The following is a 14,135-nucleotide window of genomic DNA, read 5'->3' on the forward strand; positions in this document are numbered from 1 at the left end:
TGCCCCCTCAGGCGGCCTGCGACAGGACGCGGAACGGCACCGTGTCGTGGAAGTTCGCCATGTACGTGATCTTCCCGTCGGTGATCCGGAAGAAGTTCATGACCTCGGCCTCGATGCCCTTGCCGGAGGCCCTGGCCACGGCGCTGAGGTGGGAGACCACCGCAGCCCGCTCGCCGTCGGCGTCCACGACCACGTGCACCGGCCGGTTGCTGAACTTCTCGTACATGTCCCCCATGCCGGTCATCATCGAGCGGAGCTTCGCCAGCCCCTCGATGTGCCCGGCGAGCTGTTCGTCCATGACCTGGTCCTCGGCGAACAGGTCGCACCAGCGCTGCCAGTCACCGGCGTTGGCGTAGTCGTAGTACCTGGTGATCACCTCATGGGCGTCCATGGAGTGCTCCCCCTCCTGTCGTGTCGCTGCCGCGTGCGGGATCAGTCGGTGGTGCGCAGGCCGCCGGGTCCGAACGGCGCCCAGAACTGGCTGAAGGCCGTCGCGTCGTCGCCGAACAGGCCGTCGTGGCCCTCGACGACGCGGCCGTCCCGCCAGCGCAGGAAGTGGAAGACCGGGTAGTCCATCCGCTCGTACGGGGACCCGCTGTCCTCCGGCGCCCCGGCGCGCAGACCGGTGTTGCGGCACACGTCGGCGGAGCAGTCCTCGCCCACGAGGACCACCTCGCGCTCCATCCGGAAGGTGCCGCCGGTGAGCTTGCCGGTGCGGGCCATCAGGTCGAGGAACGCGTCCAGCGACTCGTACCAGCCGGCCAGCGGGTGGTTGCCCGGGACCAGCCAGCGCAGGTCCTCGCTGTAGTGCTCAAGGATCCGGGCGCGGTCGCCCGAGCCGAGTGCCTGGTAGGCGGCCTCGACCTGTTCCCGTGTCACCATCGCCATCGTCGTCGCCTCCCCGGGCTCAGAGGGCCGCCGAACCCGGCATCGGGTCCAGGGCGTTGACGACGTACGTCTTGATCTGCGGGCCGGTCGGCCCGGCCACGACGGTCCAGGTCTGGTCGGCGTCGAAGCCCAGCCACTGGCTGCGGGCGGCCGGCGGGTCCCAGATCTTCGCCTGCCAGTTGACGAGCACCCGGACGACCGCCCGGTCCCCGTCGATCACCGGCTCGACCTTGGTGACCGTGTGCACCTCGTCGAAGAAGCGGTGGGTCACGGCGTCGTACCAGCGGGCGAAACCGTCGTGCCCGGTGAAGGTGTCCTCCGGGACCTTCAGTTCCATGTCCCCGGTGAGGAAGGGCAGCACCCCGGCGAGCGGGATGTGCTCGTCCAGCGCCGTGTACCACTCGGCGGCGAACGTACGGATCGCGTCCTCGGTCAGCGGCTGCGGCATGCGCGCAGGCCTCCTTACGGATCAGGGGGTCGAACGGATCAGGGGGCGGGGTCGTGGGCCGGCCGGTCAGATCTGCAGGTCCACCAGGAACGGGCCCGGGTGGCCGAGCATCCGCCGTACCGCGCCGGCCGCCTGGCCGGGCTTCTCCACCCGGACGCCGTCGGCCCCGAGGGAGCGGGCCAGACCGGCGAAGTCGATCTCCGGGCGGGCGAGGTCGAAGGAGCGCGGGAAGGCGTGCTCCGGGATGTCCCGCTCCCGCCAGTACTGCGCGATGTTGTCGTCGAGCAGCCGGTACTTGTGGTTGTTGCAGATCACGAACTTCGCGGCGACGCCGTACCGGGCGGCCGTCCACAGCGCCTGGAAGGTGTACATGGAGCCGCCGTCGCCGGTGAACCCGACGACCGTGCGGTCCGGGTGCGCCAGCTTGGCGCCGATCGCGCCGGGGATTCCCACGCCGAGCGAGCCGCCGCGGGTCAGGTGGTAGTCGCCGGGGCGGTCCGGCGGGAGGTAGGAGGTCACCAGCGGGGAGCTGGTCAGGGCCTCGTCGAAGACGATCAGGTCTCCGCCGGTCTCCCCGGCCAGCGCGTGCAGGAAGGCCTCGGCGGGGGTGCCGTCGTGCGAGCCGGCGGAGAACGCGGCCCGCCCGCGGTCGCGTTCGGCGGTCCGTGCGGCCAGCCGCGCGGCGGCCGCGGCGCGCCGGTCCGCGGGCAGCCGCCCGCCCAGGACGGCCGCGAGGGCCCGCAGGGCCGCCCGGGGGTCGGCGACGACACCGAGGTCGACCGGGTGGTTCTTGGCGATCTCGTACGCGTTGAGGTCGATGTGGACGACCTTGGCGCCGGCCGCGAAGGGGCTCGCCAGGTCGGGGAACACCTCCGGGAACGCGTAGGTGCCCACGATCAGGACCGCGTCCGCGTTCCCGACCAGCTCCCTGCTGTGCGCGCCGAACATATGGCCGGTGGCCCCGCGGTGCAGCGGGTGCGAGGCCGCCATGGTGACCTCGGAGACATCGGCGTCCCACACGTCCGCGCCCAGCAGTTCGGCGACGGCGGTGAGCTCGGCCTGTGCCCCGGCGAGGGACACCCCGTCCCCGGCCAGGATCAGCGGGCGCCGGGCGGCGGCGAGCAGCTCGGCGGCCTCCGCCACGGCCGCCTCGGCGGGCGCGGCGTCGGTGCGCGGGACGACGGTGGGCAGGACCGGCTCGTCGTTGGGCGCGTCCAGCACGTCCATCGGCAGCGCCACGAAGACCGGCCCGCGCGGCGGCGTCAGCGCGATCTTCACGGCCCGGCGGACCGTGCGCAGCACCGAGCCGGGATCGGTGACCCGGGTGGCGTACTTGGTGACCGGGCGGGCCATGGCGACGAGGTCGGCCGCCATCTGGGCGTCCATCGCGTCGTACCGGACCCCGGCGTCACCGGCGATCACGACGAGCGGGGTGTGGCCGCGCATCGACTGGTAGAGCATGCCGACGCCGTTGCCGAGCCCGACCCCGGAGTGCAGCTGGAGCAGCGCGGCGCCGCCCGTGGCCCGGGCGTATCCGTCGGCGATGCCCGCGGCCACCGTTTCCTGGAGGGCGAGAACGTAGCGGAAGTCGTCGGCGTTGTCGGCGGCGTCGAGAAACCCCTGTTCCACGGTTCCGGGATTCCCGAACATGATGTCCAGGCCGTCCGCCTTGAACTGTTCGATGATTTTCGTCTTGCCCGGCTGAACCGACATGAATGCCCTCCGGATTACCAGCCGTATCGGGTGAGACCGTTTTCCAGCACTTCCACGATCTTCTGCCCGGTGAGATAGGAATCCGGGGTCGAACGGCCCGTGACGAACGGGAAGTCGACGATGACCGAGAGCGGGTGGCCGAAATTGCCGTGGTAGGCGCCGTCGGGGCCGGTCGCGTCGCGCAGGATGTACTCCAGCGGGTACGGCGGCGGGCCCATGTTGAAGTCGGTACCGAGGAATCCGGTGCCGTCCTTGTAGTCGTACTCCTTGCAGTGGCCGGTGACGTGCTTGCCCCAGATGATCGACCGGCGGTCGCCCCAGTCGCGGGCGAAGGCGAGGCAGGCCACGCCGTAGCACTCGGCCCCGATCACCTTGCCGGCCTCCTGGAAGGCCAGGATCAGGGCGTGCACCCGCTCGTTGTTGGCGAGGTCCGCGATCGGTCCGCTGCCGCCGACGATCAGGATCGCGTCGTATTCCTCGATGTCCTCGGCGAGGCGGTCGAGATCCCGGTGGTACTGCTCCAGCTCGCGCAGGTAGTTCGCGCTGCTGGTGTAGGGGCGTTCCGGAACCCAGGCCGAGATGTCGAGGGCCTTGTCGAGCCGGCCGCCCTCGTCGAACTCGCGGCCCAGCCGGGCGTTCTCGGCGGTGGTGACACTGCGGCCGAGCGGCGGGTCGACGTAGTTCTCGTCGAGGCTCGGCGGAAGGGCGCGTGCCCGCTTTCCGGTGGGAGTCGCGAAAACGACCTCATATCCCTGTGCGTCGAACGTGGACACGGGCCCGATGAGTTCCTCGGCCCAATATCCGTGTTCGGAGACGATGACCAGAATTTTCCGGCTCATGGATCCCCTCCCGGGCTGCCGTTGGTGGCTCTTCCCACCCTCGGGGGAGCACGGCCCGCCGTCCAAGCGAGGCGTCCCGACTTCTTGAGGTGTCGGCGTGAACGCGGCCCGGACCTCAGGGAGTCGGGTGCGGACCTCAGGAAGTGGAGATCCGACCTCAGGAAGTATCGGCGGGAATTCCTGACTTCGCGGGCCCGCCGAATGGCGGCGGGGCAGCGTTGATGTTGTCGCACCCGTCTCCACCGCAAACGATCCTCCCTGTCCCCGATCGTCCTCCCCCCACCCCATCCCCGATCCGGAGGAACCGCGATGACCACCAGGCGCACGCGCCCGCGGCCCCCGCGCCCAGCGCGGGGGCGCGCGGGCCCGTACCCCGGGCCACGCGGAACTCCGGGCACCGGCCGCCGTCCGGTCCACCCGGGGATGTGCCTCGATTGCGGACATGTCGGCTGCTGCGACTCCTCCCGAGAACCACCGCACCACCGCGCACCCGCGGGCCCCAGTCCGTCCGACCGCCGCCGTGCACCGGGCCGGCGCGTCACGGGCCCCGGTGCCGAGTGGACCGAGTCATGATGGAGCTGGCATGAACAGGGGAAACATCGGCCGGACCGGCCACCGCCCCGGTATGACCATGACCGCCGAAGGCACCGGGGCCTCCCGCTCCTCCCGCCCCCGGCACTCCGCGGCGGAGCCCGCCGACCACAGCCGCGGCGCCCCCGGCGAGGGCCGCAAACCGGTGATCCTCGCCGTCGACGACGACCCCCAGGTGCTGCGGGCCGTCCGCCGCGACCTGCGCAGCGCCTACGGCGACCGCTACCGCGTGCTCGGTGCCTCCTCGGCCGCCGACGCCCTGAAGATCCTCGACTCGCTGGACGAGCGGGGCCACGACCCGGCGCTGTTCCTCGTCGACCAGCGGATGCCGGAGATCACCGGCGTGGAGTTCCTGCTGGAGGCGGTCAGCCGCTACCCGGACGCCCGCCGGGTGCTGCTCACCGCGTACGCGGAGACCGAGGCCGCGATCACCGCCATCAACCAGGTGCGGCTCGACTACTACCTGATGAAACCCTGGGACCCGCCGCACGAGCGGCTCTTCCCGGTCCTGGACGACCTGCTGTCGGACTGGCTCGCCGCCTACCGCCCGGCCTACGACGGCATCCTGGTCGCCGGCCACCTGGTGTCCCCGGGCACCCACGCGGTACGGGACTTCTTCACCCGCAACGGCCGGCCGTTCAAGTTCCTCAACGTCGAGCGGGACCCCGAGGCCCTCGGACTGCTGGCCGAGCGGCCCGGCGCCGCGCTGCCGCTGGTGCGGTTCCCGGACGGTGTCCTGCTGTCCGCGCCGACCGACGCGGAACTCGCCCGGCATCTGGGGCTGACCACCACCGCCTCCCGGCCGCACTACGAGTGCGTCATCGTGGGCGCCGGCCCCGCCGGGCTCGCCGCCGGGGTGTACTCCGCCTCCGAGGGGCTGAGCACCCTGCTGCTGGACTCACGGGCGCCCGGGGGCCAGGCCGGCACGTCCTCGCTGATCGAGAACTACCTCGGCTTCCCCTCCGGGCTGTCCGGCGGCGACCTCACCCGGCGGGCCACCATCCAGGCCCAGCGGTTCGGCGCGGAACTCCTGCACCCCGTCGAGGTGGTCCGGCTGACCCGGGACGACCCGGCGAAGATCCTCACACTGACCGACGGCACGGAGATCAGCGCCGAGTCCGTCCTGTTGTCCACCGGCGTCTCCTACAACCGGCTCCGGGCGCCGGGCGCCGACCGGTTCGAGGGCGCGGGGCTGTACTACGGCGCCGCCACCACCGAGAGCTCGGCCTGCATCTCCCAGCATGTGTTCGTGGTCGGCGGCGCCAACTCGGCGGGGCAGGCGGCCGTGCACTTCGCCAAGTACGCGCAGCAGGTGACGATCCTGGTGCGCGCGGCATCGCTGTCCTCGGCCATGTCGCAGTACCTGGTCGACGAGATCACCAAGACACCCAACATCGAGGTGCGGGCGCACACGACGGTGAAGGAGCTGAGGGGGGACGAGCACCTGGAGCGGGCCGTACTGCACGACGCCGCCACCGGCGAGGACGCCGAGGTGCCCTGCCGGTTCATGTTCACGTTCATCGGCGCCCGGCCGCACACGGACTGGCTGGACGGCGTCGTCGAGCGCGACGACCACGGCTTCGTGCTCACCGGCTCGGACCTGGTCACCAACGGCGGTGAGCTGCCCACGGAATGGCCGCTGGAACGGGCGCCCTACCCCCTGGAGACCAGCGTGCCCGGGGTCTTCGCCGCGGGTGACGTACGGGCGCACTCGGTGAAACGGGTCGCCTCCGGGGTCGGCGAGGGCGCCATGGCGGTCTCCCTGATCCACCGGTACCGGTCGATGGGCTGAACGGACACGGCGGCAGCCGTCCGCGGGAGGGTTTCGGACGGCTGCCGGGGTCTGCCTGACAGGCAGCGACAAAAAGGGCAAGCTTTCTTGCGCAGACCTGACGACAGGGAGATTCACACGATGTCCACGACCGTCGAGTACATCCGCTACCGCATCGCGTTAGACGACCGGAAGGCCTTCGAGAGCGCGTACGCCCAAGCCGCCGAGTCGCTGGCCGCGTCACCGGAATGCGTCGACTACGAACTGTCCCACTGCCAGGAGGAGCCCGAGCGGTACATCCTGCGCATCCGCTGGACGTCCGTCGAGGACCACCTCCAGGGCTTCCGCAAGGGGGAGCACTTCCCCGCGTTCTTCCGCGCGATCCGGCCGTACGTGACGTCGATCGAGGAGATGCAGCACTACCTGACCACCGAGGTCACCGGCACCGGCAAGGCCGCGGGACAGGAGCAGCGCTAGTGAACGAGCAGTCCGTCGAGCACGCGGGGGGACGGACGGACGGGCAGCCGGGCGGACACACCGCCCCGCCGCCCGTGACGGACGCCAAGCACGCCCCCGACAGCCCCGGCACGCCCACCCTCTACGAGTGGGCGGGCGGCGACGAGGCCCTGCAGCGCCTCACCGAGGTCTTCTACGGCCATGTCCTCAAGGACCCCGTCCTCGCACCGGTCTTCGCCGGCATGGACGCCGAGCATCCGCGCCACGTGGCGAAGTGGCTCGGCGAGGTGTTCGGCGGTCCCAAGGCCTACACCTCCGGCCGCGGCGGCCACCCGCACATGGCCACCCAGCACCTGGGCCGCGCCATCACCGAGAAGCAGCGCCGCCGCTGGGTGGACCTCCTCCAGGACGCGCTGGACGAGGTCGGACTGCCGTCCGACCCCGAGTTCCGCGCCGTCTTCCTCTACTACATCGAGTGGGGCACGCGCATGGCGGTGCTGTACTCGGGTGAGAACCCGCCTCCGGTGGACGCGGCCGACGTTCCGGTCTGGAAGTGGGGCCAGACCCCACCCTGGCAACCCGGCGGCTGACACCGCCGCCCGTCGCCCCGGCCCGCCCCCGGCCGCCCTACAGGCTCGCGGCCGGGCCCTCCGCCACAGTCCGAGCCCGGCCTGGCGGACCGGGGCCCATCTCAGGGCCGGAGTCGGATGCCTGAGCCCGTTGATCGCCCGGGACCCAACCGGTGGTGTGGGGCGGGCCGGCGACGCGACGTCGGTCCCGGGGGCCGGGGGCGCCCGGGAGCCGGGGCCGGGTGGCTGAGCACGGGTGGCGGGCCGAGGCGGGTCGGGGGCCCGGGATCAGGTCGGGGTGACCAGCAGGACCTTGCCGATGTGGCCGCTGTCCTCCACGACCCGGTGGGCGGTGGCCGCGTCCGGCATCGGGATCTCACGGTCGACGACGGGGCGGACATGGCCACCGGCGACCAGCGGCCAGACGTGTTCCCGTACGGCCGCCACGATCGCCGCCTTCTCCACGGCCGGCCGGGCCCGCAGCGAGGTCGCGCTGATGGCCCCCCGCTTGGCGAGGAGCGCGCCGATGTTCAGCTCGCCCTTGACGCCGCCCTGCATACCGATGATCGCGAGCCGGCCGTTGACGGCGAGGGCCTGGACATTGCGGTCCAGGTACTTGGCGCCCATGTTGTCGAGGATGACGTCCGCGCCCGCCCCGTCGGTGGCCCGCTTCAGCTCCGCGACGAAGTCCTGCTCGCGGTAGTTGATCAGGATGTCGGCCCCGAGCTCCGCGCAGCGCTCCAGCTTCTCCGCCGTGCCCGCCGTGACCGCGACCTTCGCGCCGACGGCCTTGGCGAGCTGGATCGCCATGGTGCCGATGCCGCTGGAGCCACCGTGCACCAGGAAGGTCTCACCGGGGCGGAGGTGGGCCACCATGAAGACGTTCGACCAGACCGTGCAGACGACCTCCGGGAGCGCCGCCGCCTGGTCGACGGTGAGCCCTTCGGGGACGGGCAGCAGCTGCCCGGCCGGAACGGCGACCTTCTCGGCGTAGCCGCCACCCGCGAGCAACGCGCAGACCTCGTCGCCCACGGCCCAGCCGCCCACGCCGTCACCGAGTGCGCTGATCCGTCCGGAGCATTCGAGACCGGGGTAGGGGGACGCGCCCGGCGGCGGGTTGTAGAAGCCCTGCCGCTGGAGGATGTCGGCCCGGTTGACGGCCCCGGCCACCACCTCGACCAGGACCTCGCCCTCGCCGGCCACCGGATCGGGCACCTCGTCCCACACCAGCGCCTCGGGCCCACCGGGTTCGGGAATCGTGATCGCATGCATGGAAGGGACGGTACCCGCGAGGCCGCGGGAGCGCCGGGCCACGGGAAGGGCGGCGAAAAACCATGTGCGGGACCGATGAGTCTGCGCGACGGTGAGAGTCTGTCCATGCGTAGCCCAAGCGCGGAAGGACCCGAAAGCATGAGCACGCAATCGTCCGGCCCGGCGATCGAGACCGTGGGCCTGGTCAAAACCTTCGGTGAGACACGGGCCGTCGACGGGGTCGATCTGACCGTGCCGGCCGGCACGGTGTACGGCGTCCTCGGACCGAACGGCGCAGGCAAGACCACCACCGTGAAGATGCTCGCCACCCTCCTGCGTCCCGACGGGGGCGAGGCCAGGATCTTCGGTCACGACGTCGTACGCGACGCCGACGCGGTGCGCGGCCTGGTGAGCCTCACCGGCCAGTACGCGTCCGTGGACGAGGACCTCACCGGCACCGAGAACCTGGTCCTGCTGGCCCGGCTCCTCGGCCATCACAAGCCAGTCGCCCGCACCCGCGCGGCCCAGCTCCTGGAGGCCTTCGGCCTCACCGAGGCGGCGGGGAAGCAGGTCAAGCACTACTCGGGCGGCATGCGGCGCCGTATCGACATCGCCGCGTCCATCCTCAACACCCCCGACCTGCTGTTCCTCGACGAGCCGACCACCGGCCTCGACCCGCGCAGCCGCAACCAGGTGTGGGACATCGTGCGCGCCGTCGTCGCCCAGGGCACGACCGTGCTGCTCACCACGCAGTACCTGGACGAGGCCGACCAACTGGCCTCCCGGATCGCCGTCATCGACCACGGCAAGGTGATCGCCGAGGGCACCAAGGGCGAGCTGAAGGCATCCGTCGGCGCCGGATCCGTCCATCTGCGGCTGCGCGACGCGGACCGGAGGCAGGAGGCCGGGCGGCTGCTGCGCACCCTTCTGGACGCGGAGGTGCAGCTGGAACACGACCCGGTGGCCCTCACCGCGCGTCTCGCCGCGGCGACGAGCGATTCCGCCGCCGAGCAGGCGGCACGGGCACTCGGCGAGCTGGCCCGGGCCGGGATCACCGTGGACAACTTCTCCCTGGGACAGCCCAGCCTCGACGAGGTCTTCCTGGCGCTGACCGGGCACGAGACCGGCCAGGCCACCGGGAACGGCGTCGGCACCGACACCGACACCGACACGAAGGACGAGGTGGCGGCATGAGCACGACCACGAGCACCGAGAGCAGGGAACTCGCGCCGGTCAGCACCGAGTCGCTCGCGGCCCTGCTGGTCACCAAGGAGCGCCCGCCGAGGCCCGGCTCGCTGTCCACGTCCCTGACGTTCGGCTGGCGCGCCATCCTGAAGATCAAGCATGTGCCGGAGCAGCTCTTCGACGTCACCGCCTTCCCGATCATGAACCTGTTGATGTTCACGTACCTCTTCGGGGGCGCGCTGGCGGGTTCTCCCCGGGACTACATCCAGTTCGTGCTGCCGGGCATCCTGGTGATGTCGGTCGTGATGATCACGATGTACACCGGCGTCTCGGTGAACGTCGACATCGAGAAGGGCGTCTTCGACCGCTTCCGCTCGCTGCCGATCTGGCGGCCGTCGGCCATGGTCGGCTATCTGCTCGGCGACGCGCTGCGCTACACCATCGCGTCCGTCGTCATGCTCGCCATGGGGCTGCTGCTCGGCTACCGGCCGGACGGCGGGTTCCCCGGCGTGGTCGCCGGGATCGCGCTGCTGCTGGTGTTCTCGTTCGCCTTCTCGTGGATCTGGACGATGTTCGGGCTGATGCTGCGCACCGAGAAGTCGGTGATGAGCGTCAGCATGATGGTGATCTTCCCGCTCACCTTCCTGTCCAACGTCTTCGTCGACCCGCGCACCATGCCGGGCTGGCTCCAGGCGTTCGTCAACAACAGCCCCGTCACCCATCTGGCCTCCGCGGTGCGCGGGCTGATGGCGGGCGACTGGCCGGCCGACGAGATCGCCTGGACGCTGGGCTGGTCCGCGCTGTTCGTGGTGGTGTTCGGGCCGGTCACGATGCGGCTCTACAACCGCAAGTAGCGGCCCGGGCCCGCCCGTCGGGGGGCGGGCGGGCCCGGTCCGACCGTCGAGGGGCGGAGATCAGGTCCAGGGGAGCGGGCGGGTGTCGGGTGTCACCTGGGTGCCCGGCGTCGCCCGCACGATCGTGATGAGCCGGTCGGTCAGCTCCAGCCTCCCGACGTCCGGGTCGTCGTAGCCGAGCACCCGGTGCCCGCGTACGACGCTCACCACCAGGTCGTCCATCTCCCGCGGGGTCTTGCCCACCTCGGCCTTTATGACCGGCCGCTCGACGATGTCGAGGCCGGTCCCCTGCTGGATGAGGTCCTCCATGACCATGCCGGCCGAGGGACTGAGCACCGAGAGCCCGAGCAGCCGCCCGGCCGCGCTGGCGCTGGTGATGACCGCGTCGGCGCCCGACTGCTTGAGCAGCGGGGCGTTCTCCTCCTCGCGCACCGCGGCCACGATCTTCGCGTTCCGGTTGAGCTGCCGCGCCGTCAGCGTCACCAGGACCGCCGTGTCGTCGCGCTGCGTCGCGATGATGATCTGCCGTGCCCGGTACACCTCGGCCCGCTTGAGCACCTCACTGCGCGTGGCATCCCCTATGACGCCCGCGAAACCGTCCGCCGTGGCCGCTTCGATCGCCTTCGCACTGGGATCGACGACCACGACCTGCTCCTTCCGGAGCCCAGTCGCGCAGACCGTCTTGATCGCGGACCGTCCCTTGGTCCCGAACCCGACGACAACGGTGTGATCGCGCAACGTGGACCTCCAGCGGTTCAGTCGCCACTCCTCCCGGGTGCGTTCGGTGAGGGCCTCGAGGGTGGTGCCGACCAGGATGATCAGGAACAGCACGCGCAAGGGCGTGATGACGAGGATGTTGATGACGCGGGCACTGTCGCTGACCGGTGTGATGTCGCCGTACCCGGTGGTGGAGAGGGTGACCGTCGCGTAGTAGAGCGCGTCGAGGTAATCGAGCGGGCCGTCGGAGTTGTCGTTGTAGCCCGCACGGTCGGCGTACACGACGAACGACGTCACGACGAGCACCACCAGGGCCATGGACAGCCGCTTGGCGACCTGGCGGACCGGATGCTCCACCAGCTTCCTCGGGAGTTTCACCCGATGGGTCACCAGATGTTCGTCCGCCTGGCGCGCGATGGCGTCCTGGCCCGGAAGTTTCACGTGAAACACACCCCGATTCCCCCGGACGCCCAGGGCAGGTCGAGCAGTTCCGCCTCCTCACCGGGCCCGGAGCCTCCGGGGGGCACGACGGCGAGCGCGTCGGCGGCCGCCACACCGCGCAGCATGGCCGGACCGTTGTAGAGCAGCGGCAGCGCCCGGTCACCGCGCAGCACCACGGGGATCAGCCGGGTGTCGTGCGGGTGCCCCTGCACCGCGTCGCGCAGCGGCAGCGTGTAGGGCTCGGGGGCGGGCCGGGCCGCGAGGGTCCGCAGCAGGGGTTCGGCGAGGGTGAGCAGGCCGGAGACGGCGGCCAGCGGGTTGCCGGGGAGGCCCACGAGGTACTGGCCGTCCTTGATGCGGGCCAGGAGCATGGGGTGGCCCGGACGCACCGTGACACCGTCCACGAGGAGGCCGGCGCCGAGACGGCGCAGCGTGGGGTGCACATGGTCGACGGGACCGGCGGCGGTACCGCCGGTGGTGACGATCACCTCCGCCTCGCACGCGGTGATCGCCCGGTACAGCGCCTCTTCGTCGTCGCCCACCCTGCGTACCTCGGTGACCTCCGCGCCCAGTGCGCGCAGCCAGGGCGGGAGCAGCGGACCGAGCGCGTCCCGGATCAGTCCGTCGTGCGGCAGTCCCTGGCCGAGCAACTCGTCGCCGAGGACGAACACGGCGGCACGGGGTCGGGGGACGGCCATGAGCGTGTCGTATCCGGCGGCGGCGGCCATCCCCAGGACGGGCGGGGTGACCAGGGTGCCCACGGGCAGCAGCTGGTCGCCGCTGCGGCACTCCTGTCCGCGGGGGCGGATGTCCTGGCCGGGGGTGACGGTGTGCGGTGCCCGTTCGGCGGCGGTGATGTGCAGCCGGCCCTTGTCGTCGGTACGGCCGCGTTCGCTGCGGAGCACGGCGGTGGTGTCCGGGGGGATCCGAGCGCCGGTGGCGATACGGACGGCCTCGCCGTCGGTGAGCGGGGCGTGCCCGGCGTGCCCGGCGAGGACGCCTTCCTCCCGTACCGCCCAGGGGCCGGGGCCGGAGACCGCCCAGCCGTCCATCGCGGAGGTGTCGAAGGAGGGCAGGTCGGTGAGGGCGTCGAGGGGGGCGGCCAGGGTGAGGCCGAGGGCGGAGGCCAGCGGGACGGCCACCGGGGTCAGATAGCCGGTGCGGCTGCCGGTGCCGTGACGCGGGGCGCGTTCGGCGGCGGCACGGGCCTCGGCCCAGGTGGTGGCGCGGTGGTGCGGGTGGTCCCTGCCGCCACCCGGGGTGTGGCCGCCCGGGGCGTGGCCGCCGGCGGAGCGGTCGGGGCGTTCCTTCACGAGGGCGAGCGCCTCCTCGATGTCGAGATCGTCGGCGTCCTCGTCGGCCCGGGTGCCATGCTCGGTCATCCGGCGTCCGGTCGCGGGTCCGCTGGGTTCTGCGGGTCCGCCGCGGGGTTCTGCGGGTCCGTGGCGTTCTGCGTGTCCTCGTCCGCCCAGCGCCGCGCGAGCTCCGCGGCCTTGCGGGCCGCCTCGGCGACGGCCGCGCGGTCGCCGCCCGCCCGCGCGGCGGCGTAGCCGACGAGGAAGGTGGTCAGGGGGGCGGCGGGCCTGGCCACGCCGTGGGCGGCATCGCGGGCGAGGTCGAGCAGCACGCCGGTGTCGACGTCCAGGTCGATACCCAGCTCGTCCTTGACTGCGGAGATCCATTCATCCAACACGTGTCCATGCTCCCTGATGCGTGCCCTGGCGGCGGCGATGTCGTCCCAGGTGTCGCAGTCGAAGGACGCCACCGGGTCGGGGATACGGGTGAGGTCGAGAGCGCCGGTCAGCCGGCGCAGGGGGAGGCCGGACAGAGCGCCGTGCCGGCCGGTGAGCGCGGCCAGGCCGCGGCGCAGGGACGCGGTCCGGTACGCGGCGACGAGCGGCTGGTCCCGGCCGTCGGAGTCGGTCAGCAGCACGCCGTCGGCCGGGCTCCCGCCGAGGGACGCCAACAGCCCCTGGACGGTGCGACGGTCGAGGAACGGCAGGTCGGCGGAGAGCAGGACGACACGGCCGGCCGTGGTGTGCCGGAGCCCGGCGTCGAGGGCGGCCAGCGGCCCGCCGCCGGGGGGATCCTCGCGGGCCCAGAGCACGGGCCGTGCGGTGGGCCGGGGGCCGGCGACGACCACCGTGGTACGGGCGTCGGCGCAGGCCGCGAGGACCCGGTCGAGCAGCGCCCGTCCACCGACGCGCACGCCGGGCTTGTCGGCGCCCCCGAGCCGCCGGGCGGCACCACCGGCGAGTACGACGGCGTCGTACGCGGCGTCGGGCCCCCCGGCGGGGTCGTCGGGGACACCACCGGCAGGGCTGCCGGCCGGTGCACCGGAGGCATCACCAAGGATGCCGCCGGTCGGATCACCGGGTGGCTGAGACTCGGTCACCCTCCGAGTATGCGTGC

The 14,135-nt window shown here is 72.0% G+C and carries 14 protein-coding genes; 5 read left to right on the forward strand and 9 right to left on the reverse strand.

Annotated features, from left to right (window positions below; all coding sequences use genetic code 11):
* Positions 1-7 precede the first annotated feature (7 nt).
* The 5 genes from ACIF9R_RS11190 to ACIF9R_RS11210 form a co-directional block, all read right to left on the reverse strand.
* Entirely contained in the window at positions 8-391 is a 384-nt protein-coding gene (locus ACIF9R_RS11190) for a nuclear transport factor 2 family protein (protein WP_399977466.1), read from the reverse strand.
* Positions 392-432: 41 nt separating this feature from the next.
* Positions 433-888 carry a nuclear transport factor 2 family protein gene (locus ACIF9R_RS11195; protein ID WP_399977468.1) on the reverse strand — a complete coding sequence of 152 codons (456 nt, stop codon included), beginning with the start codon at positions 886-888 and terminating at the stop codon, positions 433-435.
* Between the two features lie 19 nt (positions 889-907).
* Positions 908-1,336: a nuclear transport factor 2 family protein gene (locus tag ACIF9R_RS11200; protein ID WP_399977471.1), complete on the reverse strand. Its 429-nt coding sequence runs from the start codon at positions 1,334-1,336 to the stop codon at positions 908-910.
* Positions 1,337-1,402: 66 nt separating this feature from the next.
* A complete protein-coding gene (locus ACIF9R_RS11205) occupies positions 1,403-3,049 on the reverse strand; it encodes a thiamine pyrophosphate-binding protein (protein ID WP_399977473.1) in 1,647 nt (548 codons plus the stop codon).
* Positions 3,050-3,063: 14 nt separating this feature from the next.
* Positions 3,064-3,888, reverse strand: coding sequence for a type 1 glutamine amidotransferase domain-containing protein (locus ACIF9R_RS11210; RefSeq protein ID WP_399977476.1), 825 nt, complete (start codon positions 3,886-3,888; stop codon positions 3,064-3,066).
* 583 nt (positions 3,889-4,471) lie between these two features.
* Here ACIF9R_RS11210 and ACIF9R_RS11215 point away from each other — a divergent pair.
* From ACIF9R_RS11215 to ACIF9R_RS11225, 3 genes are all read left to right on the forward strand, one after another.
* The gene (locus ACIF9R_RS11215; RefSeq protein WP_399977479.1) at positions 4,472-6,271 is read left to right on the forward strand and encodes an FAD-dependent oxidoreductase; all 1,800 of its coding nucleotides are present in this window, start codon (positions 4,472-4,474) and stop codon (positions 6,269-6,271) included.
* Between the two features lie 120 nt (positions 6,272-6,391).
* Complete coding sequence (locus ACIF9R_RS11220) at positions 6,392-6,727, forward strand: putative quinol monooxygenase (protein WP_399977480.1); 336 nt, start codon at positions 6,392-6,394, stop codon at positions 6,725-6,727.
* Positions 6,727-7,296, forward strand: a complete 570-nt coding sequence (locus tag ACIF9R_RS11225; RefSeq protein WP_399977483.1) for a group II truncated hemoglobin — start codon at positions 6,727-6,729, stop codon at positions 7,294-7,296. The genes ACIF9R_RS11220 and ACIF9R_RS11225 overlap by 1 nt, the downstream gene beginning before the upstream one ends.
* Before the next feature lie 267 nt (positions 7,297-7,563).
* On the opposite strand, the gene ACIF9R_RS11230 is transcribed toward ACIF9R_RS11225, so the two are convergent.
* Entirely contained in the window at positions 7,564-8,547 is a 984-nt protein-coding gene (locus tag ACIF9R_RS11230) for an NAD(P)H-quinone oxidoreductase (RefSeq protein ID WP_399977485.1), read from the reverse strand.
* Between the two features lie 138 nt (positions 8,548-8,685).
* On the opposite strand from ACIF9R_RS11230, the gene ACIF9R_RS11235 reads away from it, so the two are divergent.
* Together ACIF9R_RS11235 and ACIF9R_RS11240 are read left to right on the forward strand one after the other, a co-directional pair.
* Positions 8,686-9,720 carry an ATP-binding cassette domain-containing protein gene (locus ACIF9R_RS11235; RefSeq protein ID WP_399977488.1) on the forward strand — a complete coding sequence of 345 codons (1,035 nt, stop codon included), beginning with the start codon at positions 8,686-8,688 and terminating at the stop codon, positions 9,718-9,720.
* Complete coding sequence (locus tag ACIF9R_RS11240; protein WP_399977490.1) at positions 9,717-10,565, forward strand: ABC transporter permease; 849 nt, start codon at positions 9,717-9,719, stop codon at positions 10,563-10,565. The genes ACIF9R_RS11235 and ACIF9R_RS11240 overlap by 4 nt, the downstream gene beginning before the upstream one ends.
* A 60-nt stretch (positions 10,566-10,625) precedes the next feature.
* Here ACIF9R_RS11240 and ACIF9R_RS11245 read toward each other — a convergent pair whose 3' ends face one another.
* Genes ACIF9R_RS11245 through ACIF9R_RS11255 form a run of 3 tightly spaced genes read right to left on the reverse strand, consistent with a single transcriptional unit; the run spans position 10,626 to position 14,118 of the window.
* Positions 10,626-11,723, reverse strand: a complete 1,098-nt coding sequence (locus ACIF9R_RS11245) for a potassium channel family protein (protein ID WP_399977492.1) — start codon at positions 11,721-11,723, stop codon at positions 10,626-10,628.
* Positions 11,720-13,105, reverse strand: a complete 1,386-nt coding sequence (locus tag ACIF9R_RS11250) for a molybdopterin molybdotransferase MoeA (RefSeq protein WP_399977494.1) — start codon at positions 13,103-13,105, stop codon at positions 11,720-11,722. Before ACIF9R_RS11250 ends, ACIF9R_RS11245 begins: the two co-directional genes overlap by 4 nt.
* On the reverse strand, positions 13,102-14,118 hold the full coding sequence (locus tag ACIF9R_RS11255) for an NTP transferase domain-containing protein (RefSeq protein ID WP_399977496.1): 1,017 nt from the start codon (positions 14,116-14,118) through the stop codon (positions 13,102-13,104). The genes ACIF9R_RS11250 and ACIF9R_RS11255 overlap by 4 nt, the downstream gene beginning before the upstream one ends.
* Between the last annotated feature and the right edge of the window lie 17 nt (positions 14,119-14,135).

The sequence above is a fragment of the Streptomyces sp. NPDC086080 genome (assembly GCF_044540255.1).
Lineage (GTDB): Bacteria > Actinomycetota > Actinomycetes > Streptomycetales > Streptomycetaceae > Streptomyces.